This is a genomic window from Pedosphaera parvula Ellin514, assembly GCF_000172555.1.
GTDB lineage: Bacteria > Verrucomicrobiota > Verrucomicrobiia > Limisphaerales > Pedosphaeraceae > Pedosphaera.
Genome location: NZ_ABOX02000005.1, coordinates 61,454 through 78,284, shown reverse-complemented (window position 1 = coordinate 78,284; position 16,831 = coordinate 61,454). Strand labels below are relative to the sequence as shown.

At 52.7% G+C, this 16,831-nt stretch carries 13 protein-coding genes and 1 pseudogene; 6 read left to right on the top strand and 8 right to left on the bottom strand.

The features are described 5' to 3' along the window. Positions 1-74 precede the first annotated feature (74 nt). A complete protein-coding gene (locus CFLAV_RS05415; RefSeq protein ID WP_040547104.1) occupies positions 75-2,471 on the top strand; it encodes a hypothetical protein in 2,397 nt (798 codons plus the stop codon). Between the two features lie 12 nt (positions 2,472-2,483). On the opposite strand, the gene CFLAV_RS05410 is transcribed toward CFLAV_RS05415, so the two are convergent. Both CFLAV_RS05410 and CFLAV_RS05405 read right to left on the bottom strand, forming a co-directional pair. Next, positions 2,484-3,377, bottom strand: coding sequence for a sugar phosphate isomerase/epimerase family protein (locus tag CFLAV_RS05410; protein WP_007413641.1), 894 nt, complete (start codon positions 3,375-3,377; stop codon positions 2,484-2,486). A gap of 46 nt (positions 3,378-3,423) precedes the next feature. After that, positions 3,424-6,447 carry a PVC-type heme-binding CxxCH protein gene (locus CFLAV_RS05405; RefSeq protein ID WP_007413640.1) on the bottom strand — a complete coding sequence of 1,008 codons (3,024 nt, stop codon included), beginning with the start codon at positions 6,445-6,447 and terminating at the stop codon, positions 3,424-3,426. A 131-nt stretch (positions 6,448-6,578) separates the two neighbouring features. On the opposite strand from CFLAV_RS05405, the gene CFLAV_RS05400 reads away from it, so the two are divergent. After that, on the top strand, positions 6,579-6,794 hold the full coding sequence (locus CFLAV_RS05400) for a hypothetical protein (protein WP_150107283.1): 216 nt from the start codon (positions 6,579-6,581) through the stop codon (positions 6,792-6,794). A gap of 46 nt (positions 6,795-6,840) precedes the next feature. Further along, the gene (locus tag CFLAV_RS05395) at positions 6,841-7,593 is read left to right on the top strand and encodes a nucleotidyltransferase family protein (RefSeq protein ID WP_040547153.1); all 753 of its coding nucleotides are present in this window, start codon (positions 6,841-6,843) and stop codon (positions 7,591-7,593) included. On the opposite strand, the gene CFLAV_RS05390 is transcribed toward CFLAV_RS05395, so the two are convergent. The 5 genes and pseudogenes from CFLAV_RS05390 to CFLAV_RS05370 all read right to left on the bottom strand — a co-directional run. Then, positions 7,590-8,135 carry a TFIIB-type zinc ribbon-containing protein gene (locus CFLAV_RS05390; RefSeq protein ID WP_007413637.1) on the bottom strand — a complete coding sequence of 182 codons (546 nt, stop codon included), beginning with the start codon at positions 8,133-8,135 and terminating at the stop codon, positions 7,590-7,592. The genes CFLAV_RS05395 and CFLAV_RS05390 overlap by 4 nt on opposite strands. 3 nt (positions 8,136-8,138) lie before the next feature. Beyond that, entirely contained in the window at positions 8,139-9,026 is an 888-nt protein-coding gene (locus CFLAV_RS05385) for a menaquinone biosynthesis protein (RefSeq protein ID WP_007413636.1), read from the bottom strand. Next, complete coding sequence (mqnE, locus tag CFLAV_RS05380) at positions 9,023-10,192, bottom strand: aminofutalosine synthase MqnE (protein ID WP_007413635.1); 1,170 nt, start codon at positions 10,190-10,192, stop codon at positions 9,023-9,025. Before mqnE ends, CFLAV_RS05385 begins: the two co-directional genes overlap by 4 nt. Further along, positions 10,189-11,097, bottom strand: a complete 909-nt coding sequence (locus CFLAV_RS05375) for a UbiA-like polyprenyltransferase (RefSeq protein ID WP_007413634.1) — start codon at positions 11,095-11,097, stop codon at positions 10,189-10,191. Before CFLAV_RS05375 ends, mqnE begins: the two co-directional genes overlap by 4 nt. A 17-nt stretch (positions 11,098-11,114) precedes the next feature. Further along, positions 11,115-11,675, bottom strand: a pseudogene (locus CFLAV_RS05370) (UbiX family flavin prenyltransferase); the annotation flags it as partial. A 154-nt stretch (positions 11,676-11,829) separates the two neighbouring features. Between CFLAV_RS05370 and CFLAV_RS05365 the strand changes: the two are divergent. Together CFLAV_RS05365 and CFLAV_RS05360 are read left to right on the top strand one after the other, a co-directional pair. After that, complete coding sequence (locus CFLAV_RS05365) at positions 11,830-13,044, top strand: N-acetylmuramoyl-L-alanine amidase family protein (RefSeq protein WP_007413631.1); 1,215 nt, start codon at positions 11,830-11,832, stop codon at positions 13,042-13,044. Continuing rightward, entirely contained in the window at positions 13,044-14,009 is a 966-nt protein-coding gene (locus CFLAV_RS05360; RefSeq protein WP_007413630.1) for a GDP-mannose 4,6-dehydratase, read from the top strand. The genes CFLAV_RS05365 and CFLAV_RS05360 overlap by 1 nt, the downstream gene beginning before the upstream one ends. A 115-nt stretch (positions 14,010-14,124) precedes the next feature. On the opposite strand, the gene CFLAV_RS05355 is transcribed toward CFLAV_RS05360, so the two are convergent. Then, a complete protein-coding gene (locus CFLAV_RS05355; protein ID WP_237712365.1) occupies positions 14,125-14,904 on the bottom strand; it encodes a type II secretion system protein in 780 nt (259 codons plus the stop codon). A 324-nt stretch (positions 14,905-15,228) separates the two neighbouring features. Here CFLAV_RS05355 and CFLAV_RS05350 point away from each other — a divergent pair, with 324 nt between their 5' ends. Beyond that, complete coding sequence (locus tag CFLAV_RS05350) at positions 15,229-16,767, top strand: UbiD family decarboxylase (RefSeq protein WP_007413628.1); 1,539 nt, start codon at positions 15,229-15,231, stop codon at positions 16,765-16,767. The last annotated feature ends 64 nt before the right edge of the window (positions 16,768-16,831 follow it).

The window sequence follows — 16,831 nt, the reverse complement described above, 5'->3', positions numbered from 1 at the left end:
TAAGGTCATGCGCGTTAAATAATCAAGGTTGGATAATGAACACCCACCTCTCAAAGCTGAAACAGTGCCATGTCATGAAAAGGCTCTTGATCTTTTTTGTACTCCTCGCGACTTTATTGCCCTCACAGGGACAACCAAAGCTGAACACGGAGACTCCAATTGGCTTTTTCACGAATTTTGCGGGACGGCTCCTACAATCGGAGATGGGCTTGGATCTCAACCATATTCAAATCTACCCCACCAACCAATACACGCCCGCCGTGCATCGACTGCTCCAAGTCACCGCCAACATCTACGATTGCACTACCAATCGCGCTGACCTGACCGACTATCCTTATTTACCCACCATCTTCCGTCCGCAGTTTACGAACGACAACGGCACAATTTACATCACCGGCTACGTCGAAGAAACCGGGACCAACGTCATCCCCAAAAAGCCCCTTGATCTCCTCAACCCCAACGACCGCGCCAACCTTCAGCCAGACGACAACATCTACGGCATCCCTCTCGTTATCGGCGCCAAAAAAGGCTTGCCCAACTTCAATGAGTTTTCGATGGCTGCGGTTGTGCAACTCACTCGGAGGATGCAAATCAGGAAGCCTAACCTTTCAGACAACAATCCCGCCCATTGGGAGTACCGCACTCAATATGCTGTAGGCATTTCCAACATCTTCGCTGTAGAAATGTGGAATTCCTATGGGACTCCATTTCCACGCGCAGTCAACATCATGGTCACGAATGAAGTCGCAATAATATTGACGAACGATCTTGGGATAATAGCTCAAACAAATTTAATCATCGGGAACTTGGTTGAAATCGGATCCAACGTTTGGGCTGGAGCGTCAAACCTCTCGAATCCCTCATTTTCTTTTGACATTCCGTTGATTACTAACATCGCCTTTATACCAACGTCGGTTCTCATATATAATCCACCAGGATTATCAAACAATCCCCCTTTAAACTTTGAAGCCAATTCAGGAATTAATGTGCAAAACTGGGTCCTGAGCGCAACGAATCATCTGCGCGTCATCACTGTTGACGCTGTCACAGGGAAACTTCTTGATTATGTGCAACTCGATGGTTTATGGGACAACCATAGTATTATCCGCGATTTAGGAAATGCAGGTCCAATTGGAAGCTACTCCGCTGCATCTTCAGCCATTTGGGATTCTACTCTGCAAGCGGGATTTCCGCACATAACCAGAGGCATGTTCGAGCAAATACAAATCTCCCTCGGCCAAGGCCCGATTGTCCCCGCTGATTGGACAAAATACATGATCAGTGCTCCAAATGGTCCCTCTCAGAGTCAGGCAATTTCACAATTTCAGTCATTCTACATCGGAGCCAGTACCAATTTCTCGATGCAAACTCCCTTCGCACCAACTGGAGAACTAGTCGCGTATCGAACTTGGCAGGCGAACGATCCTTTGGTGCACTATATATCCAATGATTTATCATCGCCTTTGAACACCACCCAGGTCTTACCTGTAAATCTTGGTCTGACCGCAGCTAGTCTGCTGCCAAATCTGGCCGCACTAAACGATCCGTTTCGTCCATGGGGAGGTAATCCAATAAAAAATTCTGACAACGATCCTCATGCTTTCGACCTTGCCTTCAAAGACCCGCTTATTACCCGCTCCGACGATTGGAGTTTCCCAACCAATGCGCCCCTTAGCTTTAATTGGCTCGGTCACGTCCATCGCGGAACACCATGGCAAACCATTTATCTAAAATCTCCCGCTGCGGATCTGAATTCCTGGGAACAGTGGACCGGCAATTATTCGAAACAGTGGAACAACAATTATTTCACGATGGATGCCGCTTATTCTCATCCCACCAACGACTGGAATCTCGCGCGGCTCATGATTTCACTCCTTAACACCAACAGGCCGCAGGATTTATTCTCGGTGAATCAAGGCAATCTGTTTCAAAACTTTGCTCAAGGTCTGAGTGTTCTGACAAACATAACGAGTGATACGGACTTTGATTCTGTAACGCCCGTCTCTCCCCAGTTCAACTCAGTCTCCATGCTCCCGGACTCACCGCAAGCTGCAGCGATTTTAGCTGGCCGCGATTCCCAACGCTCACTCCAGCCTGGCCATTACTTCCATGATCCCATTGATATTTTGGCCACACCAGAGCTGACTGTGAACTCTCCCTGGTTGAATCAAGGCACTAGCATTCAACTTCAACGCGGCATCTCCGACGCTGCTTACGAAATGATTCCCTCCCAAATTCTGCCTTTGCTGAGAGCCGATTCCGTGGGCACACCTGCGATCAGGGCGGATGGTGAGTTGCAACTCCAGTTTACCGGCTACGATGGATATCCCTACGAAGTCCAGTCTTCAACCGATCTGCAAAACTGGACCACCATCGGCACACAGTATCCAACCAACGGAACCTTCAACCTGATCGATCCCGCAGGCGCCAGCGCAGAACATCGTTATTACCGCTCTGTGCTGGCGCCCTAAAAGCCATACCGATTACAGCGAGGCAAACAGCTTTTCCAAATAGAGGCGATTCTTGCGCGCGCCTTCCGTGGCCTCTTCGACGGTCTTGCCTTTCTTGCAGCATTCCACCATTACCGGGCCGTTGAAGCCCGCACGTTTCAATTCTGAGAAGACTGCTCTGAAATCCACCTTGCCGGTGCCGAACTCCAGCCAGACATCTCCTTTTTCCTTGTCGCAATCCTTGGCGCAGAAACCGGTAACATGTTCTGCGATGGGTTTGAGCTGTTCGAGCGGGTCCTTCCCGGTGTAATAAATGATATTGCCCGCGTCGTACCAGATTTTGAAATTCGGCTGCTTCACCTTGTCCATGCAACGGATGATCTCTTCCGATGCGCCGCTGCCGCCGCCATGCGGCTTCAAGACCAGCTTCATCCCATGTTCCTGCGAATAAGGCGCAGCATCCGCCATCACCTTGTAATAATTCTCGTAATATTTCGGGCTATCCACGCCGAAGGTCAGGATGAAATCCAATCCCAGGAACTTGGCATTATCAATCTGCTTGCGCACATCCTTGATCGAATCCTCCACTGAGAGTTCGTTCTTCAACCGCAGTGCCCCCATGTTCGCCTTCAGGCCATGTGCCGCGATTTTTTCCTTCAACGCCGCCAGATATTCCGGTGTCGCCTCAGCCTTGATGAAAGGATCCTCCTTTGTCGTCGTCAGCAAACCGGTGAGCTTGTAACCCGCTGCTTTAACCCCGATCAGCGCAGTTTCGTAGGTCATGTTGTCACCAACCCAGGGCCGGTTAAAACAACCGATTGGCCAGTTCGTGCCTTTGGCTTCGGCGGCTTCAGCGGTGGAAAACTTGAGAGTGGCAGCGGCCGTTGTAGCCACGGCGGCGGTGCGAATAAATTGACGTCTATTCATAACTTACGTGCATTTGGCTTCGTTTAAGGATTCTGCGCAAGCAGAATTATTTCTGCTGCGCAATCTTCTCCTGTGGCGGATGCAGGATGAACATCATCAGATTACGAAAATCGGCATCCGACATTTGCTCCAATCCTTCCGGCATCAGTGAAAGTTCACCCGTGCGCATAACGGCGATGTCCGACTTGGCAACCACTTCCTCCTTCGGTCCGGCAGACAGCAATTTGACATGTGTATCCGTGTTTTCCACCAACCGCCCACTGATGCTTCGGCCATCCTTCGTCTCAACTTCAGTATTCTCATATCCCTTGCCCACAACTTGATTCGGGTCGATCACATTCGCCAGCAAGGCATCCAGCGTTGACCGCCCCACACCGGTCAGGTCAGGCCCAACCTCTGCGCCCTCACCGTACAATTTGTGACAGACAAAGCAGGTTTTCTTCGCCAGCTCATGCCCGGCCTGCAAGTCGGCTTTTCCCTCAAGAATCATCTGTTTCTTGACCGCAATGATCTTCTGCTTGTCCGCATCCGCGGGACGAACCCGCCCGATGTCCTGCACCGCACGCTGCCGAATCGCCGCGTCACTGTTTTCGCTCAATGTGCGAATCACAGTCGCCGGAATCTCGTTCGCAAAAATCGCTTTAGTTTCAATGGCGGACAAAAACGTATAAATCCAACGATGCCGTGACACGAGCACTTCCGCCGCCACTCGTCGCTCTCCGGGTGTGAACTCCTTCCATCGTTCCACCAATCCCTCGGCCACGTTGTCGCCACCAATTTCTCCCAGCGCGCGAATCGCCTCCAATTTCAACGGCTCAGGATTATTATTCGAGAGCACTTTGACCATGGCATCCCGCGCTGCCGAAGATTTAACTTTCCTCACCGCCTGAACTGCCTTGATGCGTTCATCAGTGCTTGCTTTGGAATCATTGACCGTTCCCACTGCGGCTTGAATGGAGGAAGCATTGCCCCACAAAGTGCCGAGGCGCTGGGCCCGATCCACCAATTCCGGCTTGCCACTAGCAGCCAGCTTTTTAAGCAGGGCATCAGTATCCACCGTCGGCTTCAGCTTGTTCCCTTGCAAACCTTCGAGCAGCCCGTCCAATGCCGCTGCCGTCAGTGCGGTATTCTTACCACTGACTGCTTCCAAAAATTGCATTGCCATATCCAGCTTGGCGGTATCCTGCGTATCACAAACGCGGCGCATGGTCTTGCGCGCAATCTGGTCGCGCAGGGGCATGGCTTCGGCGCCATTCGCTGCCAACCATCGAAACGCAAACTCGGGATGCTCCGCAATCCTCGGTTCAGCCGCTTGCCAGATCATGAACGGGATCAAAGGGTCCTTGGCATCCGCTGAAGCAATTACGAGCGGAGCCAGAATGCGCCCCGTCTCGATCTCCTTCAAACTGTCGGGCACCGGTGTGTCCACAGTCAGTGAACCGGACACCAATTGCCGCGCCGCTGTCGCCACTGCCAGGCGAACACTCGGGTCTGGATCACTCGCCAGCTTCGCCAGCCCTTTGATCACAGCTTCGTCGGCCAATCGTCGTTCACCCGCTATCCTCGCGATCCATGCGCGTATCGCCGGCTCTTTATCCTGATAAAAATCTTCCAGCACCGATTCGCTGATCTGATCTGAACTGTTCAGCGTCCACAACGCAAACAGGCGCGCCTCCAAGGTTTTTCCATCGCTCAGAAGTTTCTTGAGTGCCGGCACAGCCGCAGGATCTCGGCGTTCGGTGAGCACGCGCTGCGCGGTCTTGCGCTGCCAAATGTTGGGATGTGCCAATAAATTCACCAGCTCCACCGTGCTCATTTTGGCCAAATCCATCTTCACCTCAGGACGTGACGGCACCTTCGCTCCCGGATGCTTGCCCGTATACACCACGCGCCAGATGCGCCCGCGCTCGCGGTCCACTCCTTCCGGGTCAGCCTGCGCGTTTTGATAGCAGGGATATTTATCATACCAATCCATCACCCATAGCGCTCCATCCGGTCCGACTTGTTCACTTACGGGACGAAACCATCCATCTGTAGTAGTGAGAAAATCCTTTTGCGCCTCAGCTTTGAAACTCGAGCCGTTTGGCACGAGATGATCATGATTAATGGCGCTTTGATGAATGTTGCCAAATAGCACCTCGCCCTGCCATTCCTTCGGAAATTGATTGCCTTGATACACCTGAATACCAGCATAAGCCGCCATCAGGTGCTTGTGATCCACAATCGAAGGCAGCAATTGATAGGAATAGGGATTCGCCGGAGTTCCACCCTGCCGCACATAAATTCCTCCCGCCGCCATGTGGAAGAGATGATCAATCACACAGGCGCTGACAAACGCATTCCCATACCGGTCAAAGTCCACTCCCCACGGATTACTCGTTCCATCCGCATAGACCTCGAATCTTTTCGTCCTCGGCTGAAACCGCGCCACCGCTGCCGTCACTTCCACCCCTGGCGCACTGGCTTCAGGAATTTTAACTTTGGAATGCGTAAACACTCCATGCGTGATATAAAGCTGACCATCCGGCCCCCAGGTAAAGCCATTCAGCAACTCATGCCGATCCTCCAATCCAAAGCCAGTCATCAAGACCGTGCGTGTATCAGCAATGTCATCATGATTGGTATCCTGCAGGAACAATAAATCCGGTGCCTGACCAACAAACACCCCCCCGTAACCCACCTGAATACCCGTGGCGAGATTCAATCCATCGGCGAACACGGTGACTTTATCCGCCCGACCATCGCCGTCTGTGTCTTCCAAAATCTTTATTCGATCACGTGGCTTTGTTCCGGGTGCAGCACCTAACGGATATTCGTAGAGTTCGACGACCCATAACCGTCCACGTTCATCCCAAGCCATGGCCACGGGATTGATGACATCTGGTTCGCTGGCGAACAGGCGCACCTCAAATCCTTCCGGCACTGTAAAGGCCTTTTGCGCCTCGGCTGGCGCAAGAGCCGCCGTATTGGCCGGCGCGTGTTGCCCCGTTAATTGCTTTCCTGCCGCATACGCATCGCTGCCGGCAAGAAAGCCCGAAACCACAGCTAAAACCAAAACGTTTCGCATCATATAGGAGACGGTTCAAGACTGGGGAACTATCAAAAATATTCAATGGGATAATGATGTAATAACGGCCTCATTGACTTGGAATGGTGGACACAGGAGCTGAATTTGAATACCTTGTTGCAAGAGTGCCTGCAATGAATGATACAACTCCTGAAATCGAGCAAAAAGTTCGTGAAATGATCATGTCCCGCTCTGGCGAGGAGCGGTTTATCATGGGAGCGCGTATGTTCAGTGCCGCACGTGAAATGATCCTGGCATCGCTACCAAAGGACCTTTCCAGCGACGAGCGAAAAAAGCTGCTCTTTGAACGCGTTTATGGCATCCCGTGGTCCAGCCTCGGGATTCAGTAATAATTTTTTATCGGCATCATTCCTCCTTCCATTTAAAGTTTGGCTCGTGAAAGCAATTATCCTGGCCGCCGGTAAAGGCACCCGCATGCGGGAACTCACCAATGAGCTTCCGAAACCGATGCTCAAAGTGCATGGCAAACCGATTCTTGAACACATTCTTGAAGGCATCGCGGCGGCGGGAGTGCACGAAGTTTTCATTGTCACCGGCTTCAAAGCCGAGGTGATCGAAAGTTATTTTGGCACCGGCGAAAAATGGAAATTAAAAATCGCTTATGGCCGTCAACTCGTGCAGGACGGCACCGGCAAAGCTCCTGAGCTCGCTCAAGACTTCATCGGCAGCTCACCCTTTTTCCTGAGCTACGGCGACATTCTCGTCAGACCTGAAACATACCAGCAAATGGTTCATCGCTATAACGAGGACTATTTTTCAGGCGTCCTCACCGTCACTGGCAGTGAGGATGTCACCAAAGGCGGATTGGTATTTTTCGATGAAAAGTTTTCCCTGAAGCGCCTCGTAGAGAAACCCAGCCCGGCACAATTGGACGAGTTGCAGCGCGATGGCTGGCTAAAGTCCGGTGACACGGCTTGGTACAATGCAGGCATCTACATTTTCCGGCCATCCCTTTTTGATTTCACAGCGAAATTGCAAAAATCTCCGCGTGGTGAATATGAACTCACGGATGCCATAAGCGCACTCGTAGCTGCGCATCATCCCATTGCTGGAATGGAAATCGCCGGTCGCTGGGTCGATGTGCGGGACCCGGAAGTGCTGGCTAAGCTCGAAAAGGAGCAGAGTTAAAACTCGGGGTTATTTAAATAACCGTAAAGTTCCTGCCGATGGGGATGTTTTTTCAACCATTCCCGGATCCGTTTAATTTCAGCAAAGTCAGCCTCGCCCACTCTTTCTTTAAAGAGTTCCTCAAGATGCCTTACCTGTTCCTCATGCCGAACTCGGTGCTGCCACGCTGCGGAAAAAATCAGGTGAATCTCATCGCGCAAGTTGGAGCCCTGCAACATCTCCCATTCATTTTTATCGAACCATATTCCGCCGCAATTTCCGCACCGATCCAGTGAGAACGGAAGCGAATTTCCCACTTTGAATTTGGTCATGATGCGACTGCATTCAGGACAGACCTTGGCCGACTTCGTTTCATTGCTGGCCAATTCAAAAGTTTGCACCGGGCCTTCGACACGATGGCCAAACCGATGTTGCTCGATCCATTTCGAAAACTGAAACGAGTTGATCCATTGGCCCTGGCAGCTATCGCACCTCCAGGAGGCCAGGTCCTGGTCAAGACTGTGAGTGGCAAGTGTCCTGGTCTGGCAAACGGGACAGTTCATAGATTACACTACAAACCTTGGCTCATAAACCGGCCCGAGTCCATGTTTGCGCAATAATTCGACAAACTTCGCGACACCCCGCTTTTCGTCCGTGCCCATGTGGTAATGGATATGCCAGCCAAGGTAATCCTTGCGGAATTCGTAATCGTATTCGGTCCGGCTGCGAATAATGGAATCCAATGTATCCAGGCCAAAATCCCGCGCTTCCCTTAGTTGTCGACGCAACTGGCTGTTCTCCACTCCACGACGCAACGCCCAGACTGCATACACAAAAGGAAAACTGGTCAGCTCATACCAGGCCGCACCCAAATCAAAAATTTCATGCTGATGCGGCGCGCGTATGAAATCGATTCCAGCATCGCCAATCAGGAGCACATAATCCAGCTGAGTCGCAGCTTCGTAGCTGGGCAATGGCTTGAACTCCGGCTTCAACCCGCGTTCAGCGAGGAGCACCTTCAATAAATTGATGCTCGTAAGCGAAGCCGTGTCGCAGAAGACTTCTTTAATTTCCTCAATCGGACGCCTATGCGCCAGAAACACGCTCTTCACTTCACCCAGCGATGCAATGGCCATGCTATCAAGGATGTCATAACGATCGTTCAGAAGAACTTCAGTAATGCTCACAAGCCCGGCATCGAGCTCGTCCCGCCGCAACATCTCCGCAAGTTTGGACGGTGTGGCCAGCACGATTTCATCCTCGATGCCTCGCGTCAAAGGAGCAGCATTGAGATAATGGACGGAGCCAACACGAAAAGGTGCCAGCGACTGTTCCAAATTACCTTCACGCTGGAGTTCCTGTGCGCGCTTCTCACGTTCAGCACGTTGCGCCAATTGCTCGGGCGTTTCGACCGGAGCCATGCGCAACTTGGGCATTTCTTCCGGAAGGCTCATGCGGTGGCGAGATTATCGTCCAAAACTTTGGACCGGTTAGCGCCTGCACTGATTTCGTTTTGCGTCGGCGCATCCCAGATTTTGATCGGTTCGTAAAACGTATTTCTCTGCACCGGGACTCGACCAGCTTCACGAATGACCTTCACCAAACTGGCTTCCGTCTGCTCCTGCGGCGAATTGGCGCCGGCCATGTGGAAAATATGTTCCTCAATAATAGTGCCATGGATATCATCCGCCCCATAGCTCAACGCGACTTGCGCGAGCTTCAGTCCCATGCCAACCCAGTAGGCGGTAATATGATCGAAGTTATCCAGGTAAATGCGGCTGATCGCCAGCGTTCGCAAAGTATCAAAACCAGTGGGCGGCGTTTTCACTGGAATCTCATTATTCTCCGGTTGGTACGGCAATGGAATAAAACCAGTGAATCCTTTGGTCTCATCCTGCAACGCTCGCAACTGCCGCAAATGATCCACACGATCAGTGAGTGATTCGATATGACCAAACAGCATCGTGCACGTGCTACGTCCGCCCATCTGATGCCAAGTGCGATGTACCTCCAAGTACTCGTCGGCTGATTCCTTGCCCTTGGCAATGGCCGAACGGACTTCCTTGCGAAAAATTTCCGCGCCACCTCCCGTCAACGAATCCAGGCCCGCAGCTTTTAATTCCCCCAAGGTTTCCTTCACTGATTTTTTCGCCAACCAGGCGAGATGCAGGATCTCAATGGCCGTAAAGCATTTCAATTGCAACCGCGAATCGAGCGCGCGCAGTGACTTCAACATCTCCGTGTAATAGCTGAAGGGCAGTGAAGGATGCAGTCCACCGACAATATGAAGTTCCGTAATGCCAATTGCCGACGCTTCACGTGCCTTTTGCACAATCTGTTCCACTGACAGTTGAAAACCGTCCGCATCGCGTTTCTTTTTGGCAAATGAACAGAATTGGCAGCTCAGGATGCAGTAGTTGGAATAATTGATATAGCGGTTAATGATGTAACTGGCGCGATTAGCGTTTTTCCTGAGACGGACCAGGTCGGCAATGGCTCCAATAGCATTCAGGTCTTTGGAATCAAACAGACGCAAGGCATCCGCCTCGGAAATACGCTGCCCCGCCGCCACCTTCTCGTAGATGTCGCGCAACTCACTGCGTTGTACAAATGAATTCATTGTCTCATCCTAAATCCCGGAAATACAACTTCCGCGACCGTGATGACCAGGAAGACAAGGCTTACCAGTGCGTTCAGCCGGAAAAATGCTACATTGATCCATTTCAAACTTCGACGCCGGGCCAGCCAATGTTCCAGCAACAGACTGAACAGTATCACGATCAACCCCACCAAGTATGCCATGCGGAACCCCGAAAGCAACCCGAAGAGGAAGAGCAATCCCCACATCAAAACATGGGCCAGAAATGCCGCACTCAAGGCATTATTCGGCCCCCATCTCACCACCAGCGAATGCAGCCTTTGCTTGCGATCAAATTCATAATCCTGCAGCGCATAAATAATATCAAAGCCGATCAACCAGAACACCACCGCCACCGCCAAAATAATCGGCAGCACGCCGGAATGCTTATCGATTGGCCAAAATGCCAAACCACCCCGAACCGCGAGCCATGCCCCAATCGGCGCCAATGCCAATGCAATTCCCAGATATACATGTGTGAAATCCGTAAACCGCTTGGTCAGGGAATAAAAACAGACCACCGTCAGCGCCACCGGCGAGAGATAAAAGCAAACCGGATTTAAGAAAAAACTCGCCACCATCAAGCCCGCAGCACTTAACACACACACTAAAATTGCGCTGAACAATGTAATTTGCCCCGTCGGCAAATGCCTGCTCGCAGTCCGTGGATTCAGTTTGTCAAAATTCCTATCCACGATGCGATTGAACGCCATCGCACAAGTCCGGGCACAAACCATCGCTGCCAGGATCAAACCAAATGTTTTCCATCCCGGCCAGCCTCGATTCTCCCGCGCCGCCACCACCATTGATGCCAATGCAAAAGGCAATGCGAATACCGTATGGGATAGTTTGACGAATGATGCGTATTTGGAAATTTGAGAAAACATCTGAGATTGCTTACTAATTAATCTTTTTCGTCCTGCCAACGCTGTACCAAATCCTGCGGCACGCCCATATGATCCAACACTCGCGCCACCACGGTATCGACTACTTGTTCAACAGTTTTAGGGCGGGTGTAAAACGACGGATTGGCTGGCAAAATGACCGCTCCAGCCAGCGTGAGCAGTTCAAAATTTTTGATGTGCACCAGATTCAGCGGTGTCTCTCGTGGGACGAGAATCAGCTTTTTGCGCTCTTTTAACATGACATCAGCTGATCGCAGGAGAACATCTTCACTATAACCGTGCGCGATACGTCCCATTGTTCCCATGCTGCACGGAATGACCACCATCACATCAAATGGATTGGAACCGCTGGCGAAGGGCACGTTCATGCTTTTCAAACCATGAAGCTTCGCACCGGCTGGCAATTTCAATCCTTCAGGCAATTCTTCCGAAATGACCGCATGGGCATAGTTGCTCATCACGACATGGATCTCGTGCTGCCCGGCATCCAGGTTGTCGAGCAAACGCTGCGCGTAGAGCGAACCACTGGCGCCGGTTATGGCAACAAGTATTCTCAAATGCGGGCCTTTTTCATCATTCTTTCCAAAGCCTAATCATGAAGCCAGGGTGAGCATCTCGCAAGCCCGTTTGAGATGTGGCGGGAGCCTTAAACAAAAGTGTTACGACCCCTGCAAAACTTCTTGAGTAAACCGACCACTTTCGCACAATAACGGTGTGTCAAAGTGCGGAAAATTCGGTACGTTTCTTCTGGTCGTCCTGGCTGGCTGTTCCACCGTCCCTCCGCAACAACCGCCCACGGAAGTTACGGTTGTTCCTGAACAAACTGCGATCGTTACGGCGTCAGCCAATTTCGCACCTGCAAGCCCCATCGTTACCGTGCCCACTCCGGCGCCGGTTGCAGTTCCGGCGCCCAGGATAATTCCGGCTCCAGCACCAGTAACTCCTGCCGCCCCCACCAATCAGATTACCGATGCGTGGATCGCCTTGGACCGCTGGGTACAACTCAACGGCTTCGGAACCTTGCGGCGTCTCACCGCTGACGCGAATCCGACCTATTCCTTTGCTACACCGAATGGCACGATGAGCGTCAAAGTGGGAAGTCAACTGGCCTACTGGAATGGCTTGGAGTATCGACTCGGCTTCGCACCGCAACTCTCCAATGGACGCCCTTATCTTCATGCGCTGGATGCAAACAAGAATTTCGAGCCTTTGCTCAACAACAAACCCTCCTTCCAGTGGTCGACCAATCGGGTTGTTGTCATTGATCCCGGCCATGGCGGCACGGATAACGGCACAAAGAGTGTTTTCAACGGTCATTTCGAGAAGGAGTTTACCTTGGACTGGGCCTACCGCCTCCAGGCAATCCTGGCCGCCAAAGGGTTCACGGCCCTCATGACCCGCGCCAGCGATGCCAATCTCGCCCTTTCCAACCGGGTCGCCTTCGCCGAAAAACACAAAGCTGACCTCTTTCTCAGCCTGCATTTCAATTCCTCCCTGCCCGACCATACGCAGACAGGATTGGAAACCTATTGCCTCACCCCTAAAGGCCTGCCCTCCAATCTCACCCGCGGTTATTCAGATAACGCAAACCTCTCCTTTCCCAACAATTATTATGATCGGGACAATCTGCAATACGCTGTCCGCCTGCACCGCTCCTTGTTGAAAGTGAACGGCCAAATCGACCGTGGCGTGCGACGTGCGCGGTTTTTGGGTGTGCTGCAAAACCAGAGCCGTCCAGCTGTTTTGATTGAAGGTGGTTACCTGTCGAACCCTCAGGAAGCCCGGCGCATCGCTGACCCTGCTTATCGTCAGAAACTTGCTGAGGCAGTTGCTGAAGCCCTGCTGGAAAGCATGGATTCCAACGTGCACCTGGCCAGCCAGTCTCCCGCGCCTCCCGGCGGCACTCAACCTGCCGAAAAGACAAACTAATGCCGGACGCCAAACATATCCTGATCACGGGCGGTGCTGGCTTTATCGGTTCGCATCTGATTGAACGGCTCCTGCCCGCTGGCAAAAAAATTGTTGTTATCGATGATTGCTCCACCGGAAGCTTGGAAAATCTGAAACCTTTCGCGACTCATCCCGAGTTAACGGTGATTCAAAGCAAGGTTTCCCAATGCAAACAGTTGTCTGAAATCGTTGCCAACGCTGAATCCATTTATCATCTGGCGGCTGCGGTGGGAGTTGAATTGGTGGTCAGTTCGCCCATCCACGTTCTCGAGACAAATCTCCACGAAACTGAAATCATCCTCGAAGTCGCGGCGGCTCACGGAACACCCATTCTCCTCACCTCCACCTCGGAAGTTTACGGCAAAAGCCAGAAACCCGCATTCACCGAGGAGGATGACCTGCTCATTGGCCCACCTCACCGCGGACGCTGGAGTTATGCCTGTTCGAAACTCATGGATGAGTTTCTGGCCATGGCTTATGCCAAGGAACGTTCACTCCCGGTGGTAATTGCCCGTTTATTCAACACTGTCGGCCCCCGTCAAACCGGCCGCTACGGCATGGTCTTACCTCGGTTCATTGCCACTGCCAAGGCTGGCCAACCGTTGAAAGTCTACGAAGATGGCAGGCAAACCCGTTGCTTCTGTTACGTTCAAGACACCGTCGAAGCGTTGACCCGTCTTCAAAATTGCCCCGCTGCCCGCAGTGAAGTCTTCAACATTGGCAGCACGGAGGAGATTAGCATTCTCGAACTGGCTCAGCAGGTCATTCACGCCCTCAACTCCAAATCCACCATCGAGTTCCTCCCCTACAACCAGGCCTACGCTCCCGGTTTCGAGGACATGCGCCGACGCAAGCCCGTCGTTGACAAACTCTTCAAAACCATCGACTTTCAACCCTCCACTTCCCTCCGACGCATCATTGAGCTGACTGCTTCAGCCAGTTAAAAACTCGTCCGGTATTCGTCGGAGCATACTTTCATCTCGCGTCCCGCCTGATAATAACAAAAAAGGCGTCCTTACGGACGCCTTTGGAACTTAAGATCTTAACCCCGTAGTCAGGTTATGGGATGTAAATCGCATTTCCGGTGGTGGTCGGCGAAGTGGCAAGACCAGTATCACCCGAAGTGCTCAAGATTTTACGGAAACCGGACAATGTGGTCTTCTGCACACTGCCGTCGCCCAAACCGACGTTACCACTGCGTTGATGCATCTTGTCAGTCCAACCAGCAACGGCTGTTCCATTGGTAGTCAAATACATGAAAGCACCGGCTGCGGTAGTAGAGTTGTCATATCCAAATCCTATGGGAGGAGTGGTGTAATTCGGAGCGGTGCCGCCAGACCATGCACCCAGGTTACGATCACCGCTCAACAATGCCTGCGGCTGTGTTTCATCGGCATGGATGCCTACAAAGTAGGAAACTCCAAAATTTCCGCCGTTGGCAGTAGTATTAACCGCAGCATTCATTTGGGCAAAGTTGGTGCAAGCAACGCGTTCGTCTGATGGGCACATCACCACCTTCGGAGTGCTCAACTCATTCGACATGCACTGGAAAGCGCGGTAAACATTAGGATCTGCATTTGGGGTACCCGGATCAGGAAACAATTCCGAGACACCACCCGCCGCAGTGCTGACGGCATAATCATATTTATCTCCGTTATCGCCACCCCACATGCGGTAGGAAAGTCCCACTTGCTTCAGGTTGTTAACGCAATTGATCTGTTGCGCCTTCTGTTTGGCCTTCGCCAACGCAGGCAGCAAGAGGCCGGCCAAAATGGCAATAATGGCGATGACGACTAACAGCTCGATTAGAGTGAAAGCCCCAGTTTTGAGTTTTCGCATTTTATTCATACTTTGTTTCGTGTTGGGTAACAGTCTGCAAACTTTATTTTAAATTCAGTTCCAGTGTCAACCTGATTTGATTGCTCTCTACTGCATCACCCATGCCAATCCAACTTTTACCCGATTTCCCAACATTTCTCGCGCTTAAAACCCCTGCACGTGAGCATCCTCACGCATTCCGCGTGAATTTCCCGCGCCTTCCATTTTTCCCCTTTCGATGTTCGATGTTGCAAGTTCAGCGTTGGATGTTTCAATTTTTGCCATCCTCCATCCTTGCCCCTTTGCTTTGCCTTGTCCCTACCCCTCTGCTAGCCTTTCCCTCGTATGGCGTTCGATTCCTTTCGCGACTTCCTCCACACACTCGAGCAATCGGGTGAACTCAAGCGCATCTCCCAACCCATTGCCACCGAGCTCGAAATCACCGAGCTCGCCGATCGCGAAATGAAATCCCCCGGTGGCGGCAAGGCGCTCCTCATCGAAAAACCGACCGTGAATGGGCAACTCTCCCCATTCCCCGTCGCCATCAACACCCTCGGCTCCCATCGCCGCATGGCCATGAGCATCGGCGCCGAATCCATCGATGCCGCCGCCGCCGAACTCGGCGCTCTCATGAAGGCCAAGCCTCCCACCGGCCTGCGCGAAGCCCTGAAACTCCTCAGCACCGCCCTCGACCTTCGCCACGCCAAACCCAAAACCGTCCGCTCCGGCCCGTGCAAGGACGTCATCCACCGCTACGACGCCCCCGCCACCCGCACCGCCCACTGGCCTGATGCTCCGATGATCTCCGAGCCCGCAACACGCAACACGCAACACGCAACAACTCCGTCTCTCCTCGACTTGCCCATCCTCAAATGCTGGCCCCACGACGGCGGCCGCTTCATCACCCTCCCCTGCGTCGTCACCCAGGATCCCGACACTGGCGACCGCAACGTCGGCATGTATCGCATCCAGATTTACGACGCCCAAACCACCGGCATGCACTGGCAACTTCAAAAAGTCGCCGCCCGCCACGGACGCCGCTACTACGAATCCGGCCAACGCATGCCCGTCTCGATCTTCATCGGTGGCGACCCCGTATTTACCTTCTGCGCCACCGCCCCACTGCCCGATGGCCTCGACGAATTCCTCCTCGCCGGTTATCTCCGCAAAAAATCTGTCGAACTCGTCAAATGCGAGACCAACGACCTCATGGTCCCCGCCAATTCCGACTTTGTCATCGAAGGTTACATCGATCCCCAGGAACCGCTCCGCATGGAAGGCCCCTTCGGCGATCACACCGGCTACTACACCCTGCCCGAGCCGTATCCCGTCTTTCACATCACCGCCATCACCCATCGCAAGGATGCCGTTTATCCCTGCACCATCGTCGGCATCCCGCCCATGGAAGACTTCTACATCGGCGGTGCCAGCGTGAAACTGTTCCTCCCCATCTTTAAGATGAACTTTCCCGAGATTGTCGACATCGCCCTCCCCGCCGAAGGCGTCTTCCACAACCTCGTCTTTGTCAGCATCAAAAAAACCTACCCCATGCAAGCCTATAAAATCATGCACGGCCTCTGGGGCATGGGCCAGATGATGTTCACCAAATACATGGTCATCGTCGATGCCGACGTCAACGTCCATAACACCAGCGAAGTCCTCTTCCACCTCTGCGCCAACACCGACCCCCAGCGCGACTCCATCTTCACCCGCGGCCCCGCTGACGTCCTCGACCATGCCACCACCGACATCGCCATCGGCACCAAACTCGGCATCGATGCCACCAAAAAACTCCCCGGCGAAGGCTTCAAACGCCCCTGGCCCCCCCTCATCCAAATGGACCCCGCCATCAAAGCAAAGATCGATTCTCTTCTTGGCCGCTAAACCGCTTGTTCCTTCGCGAATGCGGCCGAGGATCTCAACCTAACCGCCAGGCACGTTCACTTGC